15 protein-coding genes are annotated in these 19,475 nt (G+C 50.6%); 3 read left to right on the forward strand and 12 right to left on the reverse strand.

The features are described 5' to 3' along the window. Positions 1-45 precede the first annotated feature (45 nt). Complete coding sequence (locus HPT30_RS12650; protein WP_175371747.1) at positions 46-240, forward strand: hypothetical protein; 195 nt, start codon at positions 46-48, stop codon at positions 238-240. 146 nt (positions 241-386) lie between these two features. Here HPT30_RS12650 and HPT30_RS12655 read toward each other — a convergent pair whose 3' ends face one another. The 12 genes from HPT30_RS12655 to HPT30_RS12710 all read right to left on the reverse strand — a co-directional run bounded on the left by HPT30_RS12655 (position 387) and on the right by HPT30_RS12710 (position 16,683). Continuing rightward, positions 387-620 carry a glutaredoxin family protein gene (locus tag HPT30_RS12655; RefSeq protein WP_066365963.1) on the reverse strand — a complete coding sequence of 78 codons (234 nt, stop codon included), beginning with the start codon at positions 618-620 and terminating at the stop codon, positions 387-389. A gap of 96 nt (positions 621-716) precedes the next feature. Further along, complete coding sequence (trxB, locus tag HPT30_RS12660; protein WP_175371748.1) at positions 717-1,658, reverse strand: thioredoxin-disulfide reductase; 942 nt, start codon at positions 1,656-1,658, stop codon at positions 717-719. A gap of 283 nt (positions 1,659-1,941) precedes the next feature. Next, entirely contained in the window at positions 1,942-3,906 is a 1,965-nt protein-coding gene (locus tag HPT30_RS12665; RefSeq protein WP_175371749.1) for a heavy metal translocating P-type ATPase, read from the reverse strand. A 902-nt stretch (positions 3,907-4,808) separates the two neighbouring features. Beyond that, complete coding sequence (locus tag HPT30_RS12670; RefSeq protein ID WP_175371750.1) at positions 4,809-5,870, reverse strand: hypothetical protein; 1,062 nt, start codon at positions 5,868-5,870, stop codon at positions 4,809-4,811. A gap of 294 nt (positions 5,871-6,164) precedes the next feature. Further along, positions 6,165-7,457 (reverse strand): homocysteine synthase, encoded by a 1,293-nt coding sequence (locus HPT30_RS12675; RefSeq protein ID WP_175371751.1) that lies wholly within the window; start codon positions 7,455-7,457, stop codon positions 6,165-6,167. A gap of 435 nt (positions 7,458-7,892) precedes the next feature. Continuing rightward, positions 7,893-8,735 carry a prohibitin family protein gene (locus HPT30_RS12680; protein WP_175371752.1) on the reverse strand — a complete coding sequence of 281 codons (843 nt, stop codon included), beginning with the start codon at positions 8,733-8,735 and terminating at the stop codon, positions 7,893-7,895. 179 nt (positions 8,736-8,914) lie between these two features. Next, positions 8,915-10,366 carry a SulP family inorganic anion transporter gene (locus HPT30_RS12685; RefSeq protein WP_281364490.1) on the reverse strand — a complete coding sequence of 484 codons (1,452 nt, stop codon included), beginning with the start codon at positions 10,364-10,366 and terminating at the stop codon, positions 8,915-8,917. 223 nt (positions 10,367-10,589) lie between these two features. After that, positions 10,590-11,669, reverse strand: coding sequence for a bifunctional 3-deoxy-7-phosphoheptulonate synthase/chorismate mutase (locus HPT30_RS12690; protein WP_175371753.1), 1,080 nt, complete (start codon positions 11,667-11,669; stop codon positions 10,590-10,592). Between the two features lie 440 nt (positions 11,670-12,109). After that, positions 12,110-12,994 (reverse strand): methyltransferase domain-containing protein, encoded by an 885-nt coding sequence (locus HPT30_RS12695; RefSeq protein ID WP_175371754.1) that lies wholly within the window; start codon positions 12,992-12,994, stop codon positions 12,110-12,112. A 19-nt stretch (positions 12,995-13,013) separates the two neighbouring features. Then, positions 13,014-13,595, reverse strand: a complete 582-nt coding sequence (locus tag HPT30_RS30960) for an efflux MFS transporter permease (protein ID WP_175371755.1) — start codon at positions 13,593-13,595, stop codon at positions 13,014-13,016. Between the two features lie 218 nt (positions 13,596-13,813). Further along, a complete protein-coding gene (locus tag HPT30_RS12705; RefSeq protein ID WP_175371756.1) occupies positions 13,814-14,296 on the reverse strand; it encodes an RrF2 family transcriptional regulator in 483 nt (160 codons plus the stop codon). Positions 14,297-14,457: 161 nt separating this feature from the next. Next, entirely contained in the window at positions 14,458-16,683 is a 2,226-nt protein-coding gene (locus HPT30_RS12710) for a PAS domain S-box protein (protein WP_312876335.1), read from the reverse strand. A 372-nt stretch (positions 16,684-17,055) separates the two neighbouring features. Between HPT30_RS12710 and HPT30_RS12715 the strand changes: the two genes are divergently transcribed. Further along, positions 17,056-18,150, forward strand: coding sequence for an LLM class flavin-dependent oxidoreductase (locus HPT30_RS12715; RefSeq protein ID WP_175371758.1), 1,095 nt, complete (start codon positions 17,056-17,058; stop codon positions 18,148-18,150). 155 nt (positions 18,151-18,305) lie between these two features. Then, the gene (locus tag HPT30_RS12720; protein WP_175371759.1) at positions 18,306-19,424 is read left to right on the forward strand and encodes an N-acetylmuramoyl-L-alanine amidase family protein; all 1,119 of its coding nucleotides are present in this window, start codon (positions 18,306-18,308) and stop codon (positions 19,422-19,424) included. Positions 19,425-19,475: the final 51 nt, after the last annotated feature.

A 19,475-nucleotide genomic window follows, 5' to 3' on the forward strand; every position in this document is an offset into this window, starting at 1 on the left:
ATATTTTTCACCATCACCCTTTTTTCTGAAATGGAGAGAGCGTCTATGACCTATGTGGATACGTCTGATATCTCGGCACAAATGTTCATCACTGTACTGCTATTTTTGCTCATTATCGCGCCTTTAGTCAGTCTCGGTGTGTTGCGCCTGTTCCAGTCCAGAAAAAAATCCGGATTCATGCTAATCGGCAGCGGTGTTGCCGTATATGTGGTTTTTCAGATGATTATGTTGTTGGTCTAACAACTAGAAGAATTAATGAAGCCCATTAACTTTTAATAGGGTAAAAGAAATATGCTGCGTCTGCTCCACCGACTGGCCTTTCGTTGCCCGCAAAAAAGCCGCCTCCATAACGGAAGCGGCTTTTTCTCCAGCCAAATGGCCATCTATTATAAAGTTGCCAAAGCTTTGTCAAATTGGAGCTTGTTCATGCCTACGATTTTGAAATCGCCAATCACAGTTACAGGCACGGCTCTCATCCCCATATCCCAGACCTGCTGAGCAAAATCATCGTTCTGCTCGATGTTGCGCTCCTCGTAGGAAATGCCTTTCTCGCCGAGGAAGCTTTTTACCTGACGGCAATGCGGACAGTTGGTGGATGTGTACACAATTACGTTTTCCATCGTATGATCTCCTCCTGTTCAATATGGGGCGACAGCCCTCTTTTGTACCCAATATAACATCATCTATTGTAGCACCGCAGTGCGTAATATACCAAGTTACAGAATAACTGCGCTGTGCTCCAGACTCTCGATGTATTTCTCAGCATCCATAGCTGCCATACAACCACTGCCTGCTGCTGTAATAGCTTGTCTGTAGCGGGTATCCTGCACATCGCCGCAAGCGAATACGCCCGGGATGTTTGTTTCGGAGGTACCAGGATTAGTCACGATATAGCCGTTGCTATCCGTAGTAATCTGTCCGCCGAGGAATGCTGTATTCGGGTGGTGGCCAATCGCCACGAACACGCCGCTAGCTTCGATGATCTCTTCTTGTCCGGTCTCATTGTTCAGAACCTTCAATCCGTTCACGCCGTTGTCACCAGAGGTTACTTCCAGCGGATTACGGTTCAAGGCCCACTCTACTTTAGAGTTAGCGCGGACACGGTCCTGCATGATTTTGGAGGCACGCAGCTCATTCCGGCGATGCACCAAAGTTACTTTCGAGGCAAAACGGGTCAGGAAGCCAGCTTCCTCCAGCGCGGAGTCACCGCCGCCGACAACCACGATCTCTTTACCACGGAAAAAGAATCCGTCGCAAGTAGCGCACGTGCTCACGCCGCGTCCAACATTATCCTGTTCTCCAGGAATACCGAGGTATTTGGCTGTTGCACCGGTGGACAGAATCAGGGTATCCGTCTCCAGAACGCCCATACCTTCCACGTTCAGCTTGAATGGACGCTCGCCCAGTTCCACGCTGTTCACCCATCCAGTGCGGAATTCTGCACCGAAACGTTCAGCCTGCTTGCGCATATTGTCCATAAGATCCGGACCCATAATTCCTTCCGGGAACCCCGGGAAGTTCTCTACTTCAGTAGTTGTAGTTAATTGTCCGCCCGGTTGCGGTCCTTCGATAACCAGTGGGTTCAGGTTGGCACGGGCCAGATAAATTGCAGCAGTCAATCCGGCAGGTCCAGTACCCACGATAATAGATTTATACATGACTATATCCTCCTTATGACGGACGGCATTAGCGTCAGTTCTTATTTAAAATAATTATAATGTAGTACTTATTATGATAAAAGAAAAGGAATCTGTCAATATGCCAGACTCCTCCCTCGCGGACTATTTTGTGAACAATTCAATTTCTAGAAATTAATAGGCTGAACAAGGTGCCTTTACGTTATTTTCACAAGTTCAATTTAGGGTCAATACCAACATCAGAACTTGCCAGAACAACGAATTCAGTAGGAATCTTATTATAAAATATCCTCCACCCTTGACCTCAGCGCAGCAGCCGCAGTCCGTTCAGAATAACCAGAATGGTGCTGCCTTCATGGCCCACAACCCCGAGCGGAAGGGCGATGCCCTGAATCAAGTTGCTGATCACGAGTGTGGCGATTACTGTTACGGCAAAAATCATGTTCTGCTTCACAATGCGCTGAGAACGCCGGGCCAAAGCAATGGTCGAGGCAATCTCTTCGATATTGTCATTCATCAGAACAACATCGGCAATCTCCAGGGCAGCACCACTGCCCTTCATGCCCATCCCAAGACCCACCGTTGCCGTTGCCAGTGCAGGCGCATCATTCACACCATCACCGACCATGACCACATGTCCGTATTGTTCACGCAATGCCTGAACATGAGCCACTTTATCCTCTGGCAGCAGATCGGCAAAAATCAGATCCACTCCCGTCTTCGCCCCGATCGCTTCAGCCGTTGCTGACCGGTCGCCGGTAAGCATCGCCACTTTGATCCCAAGCTGCTGCAACTTCCGAACCGCTGCCTCCGCTTGTGGACGCAAGGAATCCTGCAATGCGATCATTCCCGCGATCTGCTCCCCGTCCATAATTAGTGATACCGTTTTGCCTTCGCCCTCCAGTCTGCGGCGTGTAGACATCCATTGTTCCAGATCAACACTGACCGGGGATGAAGACAACTCATCCATCAGATTGGACTTGCCGATCCGCCAGCTTTTTCCGTCAACTGTTCCTTCAATGCCCCATCCCGTCAAGGATTTACTGTCCTGCACGCCCCGCAGCTCCAACCCTTCTTCCTCGGCCTTGCGCACAATCGCCTCCGCCAACGGATGGCGGGACATATTCTCGATCGAAGCACTAACCATCAGCAGTTCTCGCTCGTCATACCCCTCTCCAGCAATGAAATCCGTCACTTGTGGCACGCCTTCGGTCAATGTCCCTGTCTTGTCAAAAGCAACAACAGCGGTCCGGGCCATATTCTCCAAGTGCAACCCGCCCTTGAACAGAATACCTTTGCGTGCGCTCTTGGAAATGGCCGACAGCATCGCAGGCATAATGGAGGACACCAATGCACAGGGTGAAGCCACAACCAGGAACACCATAGCTTTGTAAAAAGTATCGCTCCAGCTCCAATCAAGCAAAAACGGAGGGGCCAGCATCAGAACCAGGGTTGTTCCTACAACCACCCGGGCATACACCGCCTCCAGACGTTTAATGAAACGCTGCGAGTCCGGCACCTCGGTCTCTGCTTCTTCTACCATTTTGATGATTCTGGCAAAAAGAGTGTTCCCTGCAGCTTTGGTCACTTCAATATACAGCGGGCCTTCCCCGTTCACCGTACCAGCAAACACCTCATGCCCTGAAGACTTCTCTACAGGTAGCGACTCTCCTGTAATAGAGGATTGATCGACAGCTGATTCCCCCCGGCAAACCAGACCGTCGGCAGGGATCAGTTCGCCAGGGCGAACCAGCAGCAGGTCGCCGATCGACAGCTGCTCGATATCCACCTCGTTCATAGCACCCTGTTCAATCCGTACCGCAGTGGCTGGCTTCAAGGCCATGAGTGAGGAAATGTCTTTTTTGCTGCGCTCCATCGTATAGCTCTCCAGCGCTCCGCTCAAGGCGAAAATGAAGATTAGCATAGCCCCTTCGTTCCAGTATCCAATGGTCGCAGCACCCAGCGCCGCAGCAATCATCAGCAAGTTGACGTCGAGGTCGCGTTCCTTGATCAGTGTCTCCACGCCCTCCTTAGCCTTGATCCAGCCGCCGATCGTATATGAGATTACGTAAAGAACAATAGACAGAATCTGAGACCAGCCGCCTACTGCCCAAGCCAGCAGCATGATCAGCCCGCTGCCTAGCGCGGCTTGCATTTCTGTGTTGCTCAGCATGGCCCGGGGATCGAATCTCCGGGGTTGTGGTGCACCCGGTGGCTTAGCACCTCGAGATAAAGCCCCTTCGCGGGGTAAATGTTTAGTTGCTTGCATAGTAATCACCTTCCTGTAAAGTTTTGTGAAGCATAAGCTTCCTGTGTCCCTTCGCAACAAAACTTGCTTCGGGAGCATGCGCCCGCCTCTCACTGAGAATGAGAGCCATTCTTATGACCCCTAAAATGACACATGCTGCCCCGGCTTAGCCGGGACAGCATGTTAAAAAGAATATGGAATTGTATTCAGGTTGTCATTTGCCATAAGTCATGATGAGAACGCCATTGAGAACGATAATCATTGTTGCAACAGTACAAATATATTTCCTCGGTGCAACTTAAGGTCATAATACTCCTTTCCGCAAAAGAAGTAAAGCGCTAGATGATCCGAACAAAAGAAATTCACAAAAAGCAAAGATGTGCGAACAGGGAAGTTTGGAACTGTAGGCGTATAGCGCTTGCCTGAACGCTTTCCATAGGAGAGATAGCAACGGGTCATAGACTGTCGACTGATTTCAACCACCAGAAGCAGCCGCGCGCGGGGAGGCGCACGCAGTGCGGAATTCCCCCTTCATCAGTCGTCTTAACAGTAAGAAAGAGAGGTCATCTGCCCAACTAACGGCATTTTTGTACCTTATTTTTCTTAGATATAGACAAAATATTCAAATAAGGGCATTATTGTATCTTATTTTTCGGAAAAGCACGGTATACAGGGTATTCTGGAAGATTTAAGGTACAATATTGCACTTAATCTCCAATAACCCGTAGCTGCGGAGGATTTTAGGTACAAAAATGCCGTTAATTACACGTCGATGCTTCTTCTTATGCAGGCTCTCTTATTTCTTGGCTATGTTTGTTTTTTAATGCGTTCTATTATAGATGCGCCTATTTTATGTAGGCGTTATTGTACTGTTGAACGCAAAAAAAAGCAGGTCCATGGTGCCCGGACCTGCTCTTGCTCTGCTACAGCCCGCCTCCGGCAGCTGTATCCATGATGTCCTGCCGCGCGATCCACGTCAGGCAGGCCGCCCGCAGCAACGCCTCGGTCCGCTGACCGGCGCTGCAAAAGATCCCGCTAAGGCCGATCTCATACAGATCGGCCAAGGCCGGCGCCGCCGCAGCTCCGGCGGCGAACACCACAGCCGCCGGCCGCACGCGGCGCACGGCGGCCAGGACCTGGCCCGCCGCGGCGACGAAGTCTTGCGCGGCGTTCTCCTCCGGCGCGGCTTCGCCCGCCGCGCCGTCCAGCACGAGGAAATCGGCGATACGCGCGATTTCCCCGGCGGCGGCACGCTCGGCATCGGGCGCGATAAGCGCCCCGATGCGGCAGGCCGCCGCAAAAGCGTGGCCGAGTGTCTGATCGGCCACTTCCTCGATGAATTCGCGCTGTGCCGCGAATTCGGCCGCGCTGGCGGGTGATGGCGCCAGCAGATCCAGGCGGCACTCGCCGCCCTGGCGCTGCCGCTCCGCCACCGCAGCGAACAGCGCTTCCAGCTGCGCATCCTGAAGCGCGGTCAGCCGGGACCGCCGTCCCGCAAGCTCCGGCGGGGACAACAGGGTGACGACAGCCCAGTCACCGTCCGCAGACTCCAGCAGCTCGGCGGCTTCAGCCCGCAGCCGATAGTAAATACGCTGGAGCGCACGATCCGCAGCTGGACCATTCTCACTGACCAGCCAGCTGTCGTATAGGCTGGCCAGCTCCGGGGCCAGCAGCCATTCCTCGCTGCGGATCAGGCAAGGCCCTGCAGGCATGGTCCCGCCCTCCGGACGCGGGGCCGGGCGATCGTTCCTACCGTCACGCAGCACCAGAAAAGAGGGCTGCAAGCCGGTACGCTTGAAATACGTGCGGTTCAGCGGCAGCGCGGCTTCTCTGCGCACACTGCCAACTTCAGGTTCTGCAGGTGATGGAACTGCGGGACCCTTTCGAGCCAAGTCCCCTTCGCGAACCTGCTCATCTGCGCTATTCTTTAACGGGCGCTCCCCATTCTTTTGGATTTGATCCTGCTGCTGACGTTCACCCTTCATTTCCGCACCCACCTTTTCAGCTTTTGATTCCTGCCGGCACCTCACAGGACAACTTCCGGATTATCGGCAGTTTCATGCTTCACTTATAAATACTGGAATGCAGCCGGAAATATGCAAGCGTTACCAAATCCACCTGGAGCGGACAAAACCAAAAAAAGCATCCGGACTACGAAGAATCTTCCTTCTTCCGAAAGAGCCGGCAGGTCCCTCCCCCCCGAAATCGGGGCGAAGACTGCCAGCTGCTTGGAAAAAAGGCTGATAACCAAGTAGCACAGGATGCTTGGTGGAAGAGGATTACTGCTGACTTGCAGCGATGGCCTGTTCCAGATCATATAGAATATCGTCAATAGATTCAGTACCTACCGACAAGCGAAGCAGTTCAGGTGTTACTCCTGCCGAAGCTTGCTCCTCATCAGACAACTGCTGGTGCGTGGTGCTGGCCGGATGGATAATCAGCGACTTGGAATCGCCGACATTCGCCAAGTGTGAGAACAGCTTCACGTTCTCGATCACTTTGCGTCCAGCATCGCTGCCGCCCTTGATCCCAAACGTAAGAATGGCACCTTGGCCCTTCGGCAGATACTTCTGCGCCAGCTCGTAGGAAGGATGACTCGGTAGACCAGCGTAGCTGACCCATTCTACCGCATCATGGGCTTCCAGATACTGTGCCACCTTCAGTGCATTTTGACTATGGCGTTCCAGTCGCAGGTGCAAAGTCTCCAGACCTTGCAAGAGCAACCAGGAGTTGAACGGCGAGATCGATGCTCCCAAATCACGCAGCAATTGAACGCGTGCCTTGATAATGTAAGCGATTGGACCTACGGCTTCCGTATAGACTACACCATGGTAGCTTGGGTCCGGCTCGGTCAGGCCCGGGAATCTGCCGCTAGCCTTCCAATCGAACTTACCGCCATCTACAATGACGCCACCGATAGATGTACCGTGACCACCGATAAACTTGGTAGCGGAATGAACCACGATATCCGCACCATGTTCAATCGGGCGCAACAGATACGGGCTCGGGAAGGTGTTGTCAACGATCAGCGGAAGACCGTGTTCATGGGCAATCGCCGCAACCGCTTCGATATCCAGGACATTCCCCTGTGGATTACCAATGGTCTCCGCAAAGATAGCTTTAGTCTTGTCATTAATCGCACTGCGGAAGTTCTCCGGGTTATCGGAATCCACAAAATGCACCTTAATGCCCAGCTTCGGAAGCGTGGTTGAGAACAAATTATATGTACCGCCGTAAAGACTGGCAGAAGAAACAATCTCATCTCCCGCGCCTGCAATGTTCAAGATGGAGAAGGAAATAGCCGCCGAGCCAGAAGCTGTCGCCAGCGCGCCTGCTCCGCCTTCAAGCGCCGCAATCCGCTGCTCAAATACATCAGTAGTCGGGTTCATGATACGGGTATAGATGTTGCCGAACTCTTTCAGTGCGAACAGGTTCGCAGCATGCTCCGTATCGCGAAAGCCGTAAGAGGTTGTCTGGTAGAGCGGTACGGCACGGGACAAAGTAGTTGGATCGATCTCTTGGCCGGCATGAACGGCCAACGTTTCAAAGGACTGCTTGCGTTCTTCTGACATAGGTATTTCCTCCTTATAATTTAAAAAGTAATGAATTCAAATAATTGGTTGGACTTATTTTCTCACAAACCTTGTCATTTGAAAAGAAAAAAATCTTATTATTCCGGTGTGAATTATTGAATTTTATAAAAGTATCCCCTTATTCCTTCCAAAGGCCAAAACGCGTGGACAAAATTTAGATTTCCACCTAAAAGAAACCGTTATCATGAACCGGTTATAGAAGTCCTGCTGACAGGAGAACTTCAGACCTGCATGGCAGATAATTACTAAAGAGGTTGAATACATGTTACAACAGGCTGCAGTGCTTGTCCAACCTTTATGTTAGAGGTTGATTTCCCCCTTAAATTCATAGATAACAGAAAAGGCTGTCCCCGCCCCCTCCCAGGCATGCGGGACAACCTTCCATATAATCTATCGCGATCGGATTCAGATGCCTTACGGATTCTGTTGTGTGAGAGACTGAACATCCACGAACGGGGTAGCCCCTCCTGTCACGGTAGGCAGGACACCATTCCATTTATCCAGTGCCTTCTCCTGCACTTCGATTTGCTTCAACTGCACCAGTTCGGGAGTAACCTCCTGCTTCTTGAGCCGCAGCGATTCTGCTTCGGCTTGTGCTTGCGCAACCTTCTGCTTGGCCTCAATCTCGATCCGCCGCAGATCATTCTCGGCCTTGAGCGCCTGTTGCTGGGCAACCTGCTTAGCTTCAATCGATTGGTTGAAAGCGTCGGAGAATTTAAAGTTGACGATGTTAATATCATTAACGATCAGATCGTATTTGGCCAAACGGGTCTTGAGCTGGTCGCTAACCTCCCCGGACACCACATCACGGCGGGTGATCAGATCCTCGGCAGGATATTTGGCGGTAACTTCTTTGACAATCTCCTGAATGGCCGGACTGATAATGACTGTATCATAATTACCACCGATATTGTTCATCAGGTGAAAGACCGAAGCTTTGTTGACAGAATAGTTGACCGCTACATGAGTTGATACCGGCTGCAAATCTTTGGAAGACGCAGAGGTATCGGTCTCAGATTTGGTGACTTGTGTATTGACCTGAATGACAGTCTGGATAAACGGAATTTTAAAATGAATACCCGGTGCCAAGGTGTTGTCATTTAGCTTCCCGAAGGTTTTGTACAAACCGACATGACCATATTCCACCGAAGCGTATGCATTAGTTCCAAGCACAGCTACAACCAGTACAGCGACAATACCACCAATTAGTTTGCCAGGGTGGAACTGCTTTGTCTTTGGGTTCAACTCCACATTCATTTAATCTCCTCCTGCTTATCATGAGCAGCCGGTAGCCCAGCTGCTGGCTTAACCCTCTATACGGTGGTCGTAACTGATCAGTTTCAATAAATTGGATCTCAACAAAAACAGCCCTTTCCCCTAAGGAAAGAGCTGTTTCATTCAGGTCTGAAAATAGTAACACCTGATGTTCATATAGTCTAATGACCGCCGGATAAGAATAAGCCAACCCGCTTAAGCAGGCGCGAGCTTTCTTCATTCAGTCCTGTGATGATAACCTTCTTGTCATGCTGAGCATATTTGCCGATGATCTTCGCAATTGCACTCACTGCTGACTGGTCCCAGACATGGGAATGCGAGAAGTCGATGATGATCTCCGCCGGGTCGGCTTCATATTGAAAATGCTGAACGAAATGACTTGTTGTGCCAAAGAATAATTGACCGGATACCCTATAGGTTCTGGAAGAAGAGGCTTCCTTAACGGTAACACGGATAGAGGCGATTTTCCAGGCAAATGACAAGGCACTAAGCAATACACCGAACAACACACCTATGGATAAATTGTCCGTAGCTACAACCGTTACCACGGTTACAATCATCACCAGGGCATCGCTTACAGGTACGCGGGCCAATGTCTTGAGCGCACCCCACTCAAACGTGCTGATCGAGACCATAAACATTACACCAACGAGTGCGGCCATCGGGATCTGCTTGACGACATCCCCGAGAACGAGGATCAGGAACAACAAGAAGATACCTGATACGAACGTGGACAGCCGGGTGCGCCCGCCGGACTTCATGTTAACCATGGATTGGCCGATCATCGCGCAGCCTGCCATACCGCCGAAGAATCCGGTTACGACATTCGCCAGCCCCTGGCCTTTCGCTTCCCGGTTCTTGTCGCTCCCTGTACCGGTAATGTCATCAATCAGCGTTGCCGTCATTAGCGATTCAAGCAAGCCAACAACCGCGAGCGAAAGGGAGTAGGGCAAGATAATCAGTAACGTATCTAGTGTAAAAGGCGCCTGTGGAATATGAAATAACGGCAGAGCCGCCGTAATATTGCCCATATCCCCTACGGTTTTTACATCTAAATGCAGTGAGATGCTGAGGACCGAAACGGCGATAATTGCAAATAAAGCGGATGGAATGACTTTAGTAAGCTTTGGTACCACATAGATAATAACCAATGTCAGAGCTACCAGACCGTACATGATCCAGCCTTGTCCTTTGAAATGCGTGAGTTGGGCCATAAAAACCAGGATCGCCAAAGCATTTACAAATCCGGTCATCACCGGCTGTGGCACAAAAGTAATGAACCGGCCCAGCTTCAGGGTACCCATCAAAATCTGGATCAGACCTGTCAATACGGTAGCAGCGAACAGGTACTCGATTCCGTACTGTGCCACCAACGTGCCGACCAGAAGCGCCATCGCTCCCGTGGCTGCCGAGATCATGCCGGGTCTTCCTCCCGCAAATGCTGTAATCATTGCAATGCAAACGGAAGCGTACAGTCCCACCATCGGACTGACTCCCGCCAGAATGGAGAAAGCGATCGCTTCCGGAATGAGCGCAACGGCTACCGTCATTCCGGAAAGAATATCGCTGCGGGTGTTGGAGAACCACCCATTATTCAATGTAAGCTGCTTCAAGTGTCTGTGATCCTCCTATGATGTTAAGGGTATTAAGGACTTATCCTATAAGTCCGGGTCCGGTGCAACGCTGATGCTGCTTATTGTACCCGACTACCCGCCACCTTCACAAAAAGTCATTGCTGTCTTGTAAGCGCTTATAGTTCTCCTTCTCTCGCTTATTCTGCGAATTTATCTCAAATTCAATATATTTAACGGCGTTACATAAATTGATCTAAATAATTTATTGTTTGTACAAACCCGAAGCCTTCACTTGATCGAAGAACGTATTGAACTCATCAATATTCAGCTGCTGCGCCGCATCGGACAATGCTGTGGCCGGATCGGGGTGCACCTCAACCATAATGCCGTCGGCACCGGCAGCGAGCGCAGCCTTGGCACAAGGCACCAGAATGTCCTTACGTCCTGTGGAGTGGGTAACATCCACCAGCACCGGGAGATGGCTCTCCTGCTTCAAGATCGGCACAGCTGAAATATCCAGTGTGTTGCGAGTCCACTTCTCGTACGTACGGATGCCGCGCTCAATCAGCATGACCTGTGTGTTGCCACGAGACATGATGTATTCGGCTGCATGCAGGAATTCTTCCATGGTCGCTGCAAGTCCACGCTTCAGCAGCACCGGCTTATTCAGCTCTCCCGCCGCCTTCAACAGCTCGAAGTTCTGCATATTGCGGGCACCGATCTGAATAATATCCACATAATCCAGCGCTGGCTCCAGATGGGCCGGGTCTACAATCTCGCTGATCGTCAGCAGCCCGTATTCGTCTGCCGCTTCACGCAGAATCCGCAAGCCATCCATACCAAGGCCCTGGAAATCATACGGAGAGGTCCGAGGTTTGAAAGCTCCGCCTCGCATAACGCGGATTCCGGCTTTTTGCAAGGCTGCCGCTACGGTACGGGTCTGAAGCTCGCTTTCTACCGAACAAGGTCCGGCCACCATCAAGGAAGACAAACCACCCACAGTTACATCTCCAGGAAGAGTAATGACTGTATCCTCCTGCTGGCTTTTCCGGCTGACCAGAAGGGTCTTCTTATGTTCTGCTGATTGTAGATCAAGGGAGGCTGAGAATATTTGCTTGAACAAGCTGCGGATCGTACTGTCGGTAAACGGTCCCTTATTGCTCGCTACCAGCTTCTCCAGCATTTGCTTCTCCCGCTCAGGATCGAACTTCGGCACGCCCTGCTTTTCCTTCAAAGTACCAATCTCCTGAACAATCTTTGCCCGATCGGAAATCAGCTCTAACAATTGACCGTTAATTCCATCCAGACGCTCTCTCAGCTCATCCAATTCCACATTACTCATACCTTCCACTCCTCTTCTTCATCATATATTTGGAACGCAAAAAAGGCCCCCGTCGCAAGGGACGAGGAGCCGTGGTACCACCCTAATTTAGAATGACCTCCGGTAATCGGCATTTTCAAAGAAACCTGGCGGTTGCTTCTGCCGCGAAAGAACATTCTGTCTTTCACCCGGTAACGCGGGGCGCGGGCCACCCTACTCATGCTTGTGCCGATGGGCAAAACACTTCAGGGGCCGACTCGGAAGTGAACTTCAGCGCAGGCCGTCTCATGAGGGTGCTCTCAGTCTCCGGCACGCCTTCCCTGTTAAGATCCGCTTCTTGCGCTTACTCTCTTCGTCATTGTCCTTGCCTGTATATCAGTACTTTTATATACTGGTTGCTGCAATCTTAATCAAAAATCAAGCCGGTTGCAAGTGGTTCATTTAACGCTTTGTCGCTTCACTCAATCCTCTTTCGTATACATATTCTGATCCTGCAATCGAATTAGTACTTTGCCAAAACGTCCACCCTCATGAATGACCACTTTGCCGGAGGGATAGGCTTGCTCCAAATAGTCAGCAATAATGTTGCGATTCCGTTCATCTACAGGTAGACGGTGATTACGGAGCCAAGTCAGTGCTTCCTGCAAAGCCGCTTCCCTGGTGACTTCCGTTGTTTTCATTTCCCGCGTGATTAGCGATTCGTATGCATAACCTTTAAGATATAGCAGATGCAGCAAGTATCCCATTTCCATATGTTTCGTATGGAACGGCTGACCGGTGACGAGCGGCCAGATTTCATTCACTAGACTGTGCTCTGGGGGACTTGCCGGCATACTGATATAACAGAACTTCCGAGCGCATTGGAGTATCTTCTCCACGCTATCCCAATTGTGAATGACCGGGCACATCGAGACAAAGACGAGATCGAAGGCCTCGTTCCAGCCCCTGGTCTGCACATCAATATTTTCAAAAGGCTCGGGCACAATCTTTACCTGATCTTCGGCGAACTTCGAGATGTTTTCTTTCAGCAATTCCACCTGCGGGGGAGAGGTCTCTACGGCAGTTACATGAGCCCCTCTCTCCGCAAACGGCACCGAGAACACTCCAGATGCGGCGCCAATATCCAGAACGGAGGCGTTTTCGAATTGGACCCCTTGCCCTTCAAGCCAGTTCATGATCCGTTTGGTTCGTTTTCTTCCCTCTTCGCTAAACGATTGTTCGTTGAAAGTCTTGGCCTTATGGTCAAATGATCTCGTGGGATCGACTCCCGCCTTCTTCATTTTCTTTAAAAGAGAATCGTCTTTCCACGCTTTTTCCCAGTTAGCTGCATCAAAAAAATTATTCATGATCATTCCTCACATTTCTTTATGGGATATGGATTTTCCTAAACCGGTATCCCATGTTCGCGTTCGTCGCAGTGCTGCTGTTCGTGCTTTTGATGACCTTCTTCTCGTCGGCAATCATGCTTCCAATGTTTATGCAGGGCGTGCTGATGATGACGGCGTTCAAGTCCGGCTTGATCCTGCTTCCCGGTGGGGTCGTAAACGGGATTATGGCTCCAGTCTCAGGCAAGCTGTTCGACAAGTTTAGGCCTCGCGTTCTTGTTATCCCCGGGCTTGTCATTGCTGCCGCCTCAAACGCCCGTAAATCCATAATCGGCTCTTTAAGCAGTAATTGCCGCCACACGAATAGCGCCAAGGCGACGCCACCTGCCGCAATTGGCCAAATCACCTCCGGCACCGACCAGCCGAGCTCACCAGCCTTGCTGAACCCGTAGACAATTCCCCCGAAGCCAATCGTTGACAGTACGATGGATAAGAGGTCAACCCGTGGTTTTGTGACTTCTGACACATTTTTCAGGACAGCAATCCCCACGATAATCGAGAGCAGCGCAAACGGCAGTACAAGATAGAACAGCCAGCGCCATGAAAGTCCGTCAACGATCAAACCTGAAATGGTCGGACCGATAGCCGGCCTATTGATTCACCCTAATAGTTCCCACGTCGAAAAGCTTTATATCCATTTCAAAACAAAGCCTATATAGATCGACAATATCCATAATTAAAATAAAAAAATTCGTGCCTCTTCTCGATACTACTCCATGTAAATCAACATATATATTTATGCAGATCTATAATATCCATAATTAGAGCACAAGAAGCTCATCACTTCTTGTTTACATCGTGACTGCAACGCTTAAACGCCTCATCCAATACTGACTGAATCGTATGTTCCCGCAAATATTGGTGCAACTGTTGTTCCGCGCCGTTCATAACTTTTTCAACCAAACATGCTTTTCCCGGATACTTCTGATCTCTCTGTACAGCCCCTTCTTCCGCTAACAACTGGTGCTGCTGCGAACTCGAATTCGAACATTCGAATAGCTGCTGTCTTCCTTCAATCACTTGAATCACATCAAGAAACGTAATCTGATCCGCTGGCCGGGCAAGCTCGTAACCACCGTTCACCCCTGGCACAGCACGTACGATTCCATCCTGTCTCAGCTTGGACATGATTTTGGATAAATAGCTTTCGGATACACCTAGTATCCCAGATAACTCCCTAATCCCGACATTGTTGCAGCGCTGCGAGTGTCCCAGATGAATTATCGCATGTAGGGCGTAATCTGTACTTTTGGAAAACTGCAAGTCTTTCTCCTCCCTCCTCAATATCATCATTATTATAGATCTTTATTGTCCATAATAAACAATTAAACTCCAAATAGCAATGATATTTTTGGCTTATGGAACGCTGAAGGATAGGATAAGCCAACTTCTCGGCCCATCCTATCCTTTCCTTGTGCGCCCGCTTAAAAAAACTTTCGGATCACTCCCGTTAAGGTCTCACTCGTGACCGGCTTGCTAATATATTCATCCATACCTGTTGCCAGACATAGCTCCCGGTCGCCTTTTAGTGCATTAGCCGTTACCGCAACAATAATCGGCTGCTTCTCCGGCGGGAGCGTCTCTTTAATATATTTCGTAGCCTCTAGGCCGTTCGTCCGTGGCATCTGTATATCCATAAAGACCAGATCGAAGGATTCACAGGTTATCCGCTGCATGACGACGGTTCCGTCAGATGCCAGCTCCACAGAGTGCCCGCGTTTCTCCAGCATTTTTTTCAAAACAACCTGGTTAATCTCGTTATCTTCGGCAACCAGAATCCGCAAGGGACGATCCTCCGAGCCTGTCAAAGATTGTGTGTCATTCTGCCCTACTTCGGCCATTGTTACATTGGCGTCATCCAGAAAAACCGCAGTGAATACGAACGTCGCCCCTGGCTCCGCTCTCCTGTGTAAGGTAATTTGTCCACCCATAAGCTCCACTAGCTTCTTCGTGATGGCCAGCCCAAGTCCTGTCCCCTCATGCCGCCGATTCATAAAATGATCGAGTTGGTAAAAAGGCTCAAACAAGCGGCCCTGCAGCTCTTCCGGGATCCCAATTCCGGTATCGGAAACGGAGAATTCCAGCATACTTCTGCCTTCTTTCTGCTCTACGACCCTTACCTCGAGCAGGATGCCGCCGGTATAGGTGAACTTGACCGCATTGCCAACCAGATTGAGTAACACCTGCTTAAGGCGCTCCCCATCACCCACCAAATGTGTCGGCACCTCAGCATTGACCTGGGTCTCGATGTACAGTCCTTTAATCTCCGCTTTATGACTCAGCACATTCATTACAGAAGCAATGCAGAGCCGCAAGTCGAAACGATCCTCATGCAGCTCTGTCTTACCAGCTTCGATTTTGGAAAAGTCCAGAATATCGTTAATAATTGCCAACAGCGTATCTCCGCTCTGGCGAATAATCTCCAGGTATTCATGCTGTACCGATTGCGGTTCGCTCATCTCCAGCAGCAGATCGGTCATTCCAATCACTCCGTTCATCGGGGTGCGGATTTCATGACTCATCATCGCCAGAAAATCGCTCTTGGCGCGGTTCGTATGTTCAGCCGTTTCTTTAGCAATCATCAGCTTTTTCTGTTCAGTAATATCCTTAACGATAATGTAGAACCCTACCCGGCTTCCACTAATAACAATAGGCGCTATACTAGTCAGCACCTCGACCATATGACCATCCTTGTGCCTGATCTCTTCGATGTTCCGCTCTCCCCAGTGATTCCCGGAAGAGTGATCCAGAATGTCTTTCAGGTGCTCTGCGCCCACAATGCTCGATACGTTCATTCCGGCCAACTCGGAGATCGTATATCCCGTAAGTTCGCACGCCTTGTCGTTCCCGTTGATGATATCGCCTTCCAGCCCCAGGGAAATTACCGCATCATGGTTGTACTTCTTAAGAGATGTGTAGCGCTCTACCGATTCCTGCAACTTCCGTTCAACCATCTTACGTTCGGTAATGTCACGGCCTACTGCAACAATGCCCCGACCGCCTTCATCCTCTAGCACCCGCAGCGTATACTCAATCCACAAATAATGCCCCTCTGCATGCCGGGTACGCAACTGAACACTGCTATAAGCTAACGCGCCCGGCATCTGGAGCGCATTGAGATCATCCGGATGAATATAGCTGCTGACATTCTGCCCTACCAGTTGTTCCGGCTCATAACCCAGCACTTCATGAACTGAGGGTGAGCAATAGCGGCAGAGGCTGTCTGGTGTCGCCACGTATACGATATCCCTGATATTATCTGCAATGAGCCGGAACAAGTCAGCGCTATCCGATAGAAAATCCTCCTTGCACCCAGGCCCGGTTAGTCCCCTTAACAGCACCGTATAAAAGAGCAGCTTCCCCGTCGACGGTTCATTGATCCGCGTAATCCGAATGATTAAAGCTACAGGGTTCATTGCCTGGTGCACCAGCTTCAACGTACACTCGAAAAAAGAGATCTCGCTTGCTGCCAGCGCTCCCATCTGTTTGTGGTAAAGCTCCTTGTAGTCTCTGTGTAAAAACTCACTCAATGGCCGCCCCAGTAGTTGCTCTTCCGAATAACCCAGCAATCCAGTTACACCAGAATTAACACTTGTCCAAGTTTCTTCCGGGGAGAGAAAAGCCTCACCTGCTCCTACCCCGTCTTGCACATCTTTCAACCGGGAATCTTCTTTATCCGACTGATGCCCCAACATCTGTCCCACCGCCGTTTCGTGGAGTAAGGCTAGCATTAAGCAAGCTATTTAATAGTTTAATTCTTTACTATAAATATCTGGTATAACTGCATGAAAGTCAATGTGAATAGAGGAGTTTATCTGTTCAGAACAGACGCTGGCGATTACGCTCCAAATGTACGATAATAATTCCATTCTTAAGTATCGACGGACCGAAAGATCAATATGCGAAATAAAACAATAACTCAGAAACTTACAATTCGTAAGTGATTATGATATAATGCATGTATTCCATCCATACGGACATGCTTAACCAATTAATCTATGAATAGCAAGGGGTTCGGAAGTATGAGTAAGCCTATACAACAAGAGGCAGTTCCAGAATTTGAATTTGGCATTTATACACTTGGAGATATTGTGACCGACTGTCACACTGGAAAAACAATCACCCCGCGGCAGCGGCTGGATGAGGTGATTGCCGCTGCCAAGTTAGCCGATGAGGCGGGACTTGATGTCTTTGGTGTCGGTGAGCATCACCGGCTGGATTTTGTCATCTCCTCAGTGCCTGTCGTCCTGGCAGCTGTGTCGCAGGTCACGCGCCGAATCAAGCTGACCAGCGCTACTACTGTGCTTAGTACCATTGATCCTGTCCGGGTCTTCGAGGACTTTGCCACACTTGATCTGCTATCTAATGGACGAGCCGAGATCATTGCTGGACGCGGTGCTTTCCTGGAATCTTTTCCCCTGTTCGGCTATGATCTTGAAGACTATCATCGCTTGTTCGCCGAGAACATCCAGCTACTCCAGGAGCTAAATCAGCATGAAATTATTAACTGGGAAGGCTCGTACCGCTCCTCCCTCAGAAATGCGGAGATTGCGCCTAGGCCCGTACAGCATAAGCTCCCGCTCTGGGTTGGAGTGGGCGGTTCACCCGAGAGTGCAAAGAAAGCTGGAGCACTGGGCACGGGGCTTGCCATTGCCATCCTGAACGGAAATCCAGCGCCTTTCAAGGAGCTTGCCGATAGCTATCGCCGCTCCGGCATGGAGGCCGGTCATTCCCTTGAATCCCTGAAGATTGCTATTACAAGTCATGGCTATATTGCAGAAACTACACAACAGGCGCTTGATGAATTTTATCCATACTATTATAGCTACCGTAATTCCATTAGTCCGAGCCGAGAGCAGAGATATACAGTATCCCGCAGCGAGTTCGATCAATGTGCTGCCTTCGATAATACCTTAGCGGTGGGCAGTCCTCAGCAAATTATTGAGAAGATCCTTTACCAGCATGAGCTATTCGGACACAACCGCTTCATGACTCAACTGGATATCGGCGGACTTCCATTCGCCAAGGTGGCATCAGCCATCGAACTGCTAGCTACCAAAGTAGCCCCTGTCGTACGACGGGAAATTGCCAAAAAGACCTCTTCAGTCTCCCTTTAAAAGGGCCTTCTGCCGGATTTTTTTGTAGCGTCTCCATGGTATAATCTAAAGCTTCACGGGCATTATCCAATTCTTTCGTTCATGAATTGGGTAATGAGCCTAAGGCTGATTCTTTCAGATTCAGCCCCAGAATATTTCCCGGAAGCGAGGTACCTATGAAGAAACTATTAGGCATTGCTATGCTAGCCTTATGCATATTCAGCATAGGGCTGCAGCCTCCCAAAGCCGCTGCCGCGGTCAGCTATACTGCCAAAGTAAATGCTGATTCCTTGAATGTGCGCAGCGAGCCGGCCAAGAATGCAGTCATCACGGGGTCACTGAAGAACGGTACGGTGGTAAGTGTCACAGACGAACAACATGGCTGGCTGAAGGTCAAGTCCGGTTCAACTTCCGGCTGGGTTGCTGGCTACTATCTTCTGAAGACCAACGGAACGCCTACTGCCGGAACGACCGTAGCGGTCAAGGCAACGCCGGCGGTTAAGACATCCACCGGAAACAGCATGAACGCCAAAGCCACGGTTACCGCAAGCTCCCTGCGAATCAGGAGTGGCCCAGGCACCAGCTATAGCGCGCTGGGCTCACTGAAAGCACAGGATACGGTAACCATCCTGCAGCGCCAGAACGGATGGCTAAAAATCCGCACAGCCAGCGGAGATACCGGCTGGGTCTCGGACCAATACATCCGCAGCGGAGCAACGGTCACAAATAGCGCTCCGCCTCCTTCTTCCGGCGGCCTGAAGGGCAAGCTGATCGTGGTGGACCCCGGCCATGGCGGGAGTGATCCCGGCATGCTTGGCACCACCTACGGCACGCTCGAAAAAGATTTGAATCTGCAGACAGCCTTCTATGTCCGCGATTACCTGCAGGCGGCCGGCGCCCGGGTCGAGATGACCCGAACGAAAGACGTGAAGCCTTCGCTGGCTCAGCGTGCCCAGCTCGGCAAGACGCTCGGAGCGGATGCCTTTGTAAGCATCCATTATAATTCCTCACCGAAGAAGATATCCGGAACGTTGACCTTCTTCTATTCCGAAAGCACTGACCTGAAGCTGGCTCGGGCAATTGAAGCCCGGCTGGGACAAGGCATCGGCCTGAAGAGCAACGGCGTGTCCTTCGGCGATTATCACATCCTCAGGGAGAACTCGATACCGTCAGCCCTGATGGAGCTGGGCTTTCTCTCCACCCCCTCTGATGAGGCGGTGGCCCGCACAGCCTCCTATCAGAAAAAAGCCGCCCAGGCTATAGCCAACGGGCTGGCCGATTATTTCAGGCGCTAAGGCATTCGCGCCATGGCATATCAAAAGCCCAGGCCTCTTATCCGTTCTACA

It is taken from the genome of Paenibacillus agri (genome assembly GCF_013359945.1).
In the GTDB taxonomy this organism is placed as follows: Bacteria; Bacillota; Bacilli; order Paenibacillales; family Paenibacillaceae; genus Paenibacillus_AQ; species Paenibacillus_AQ agri.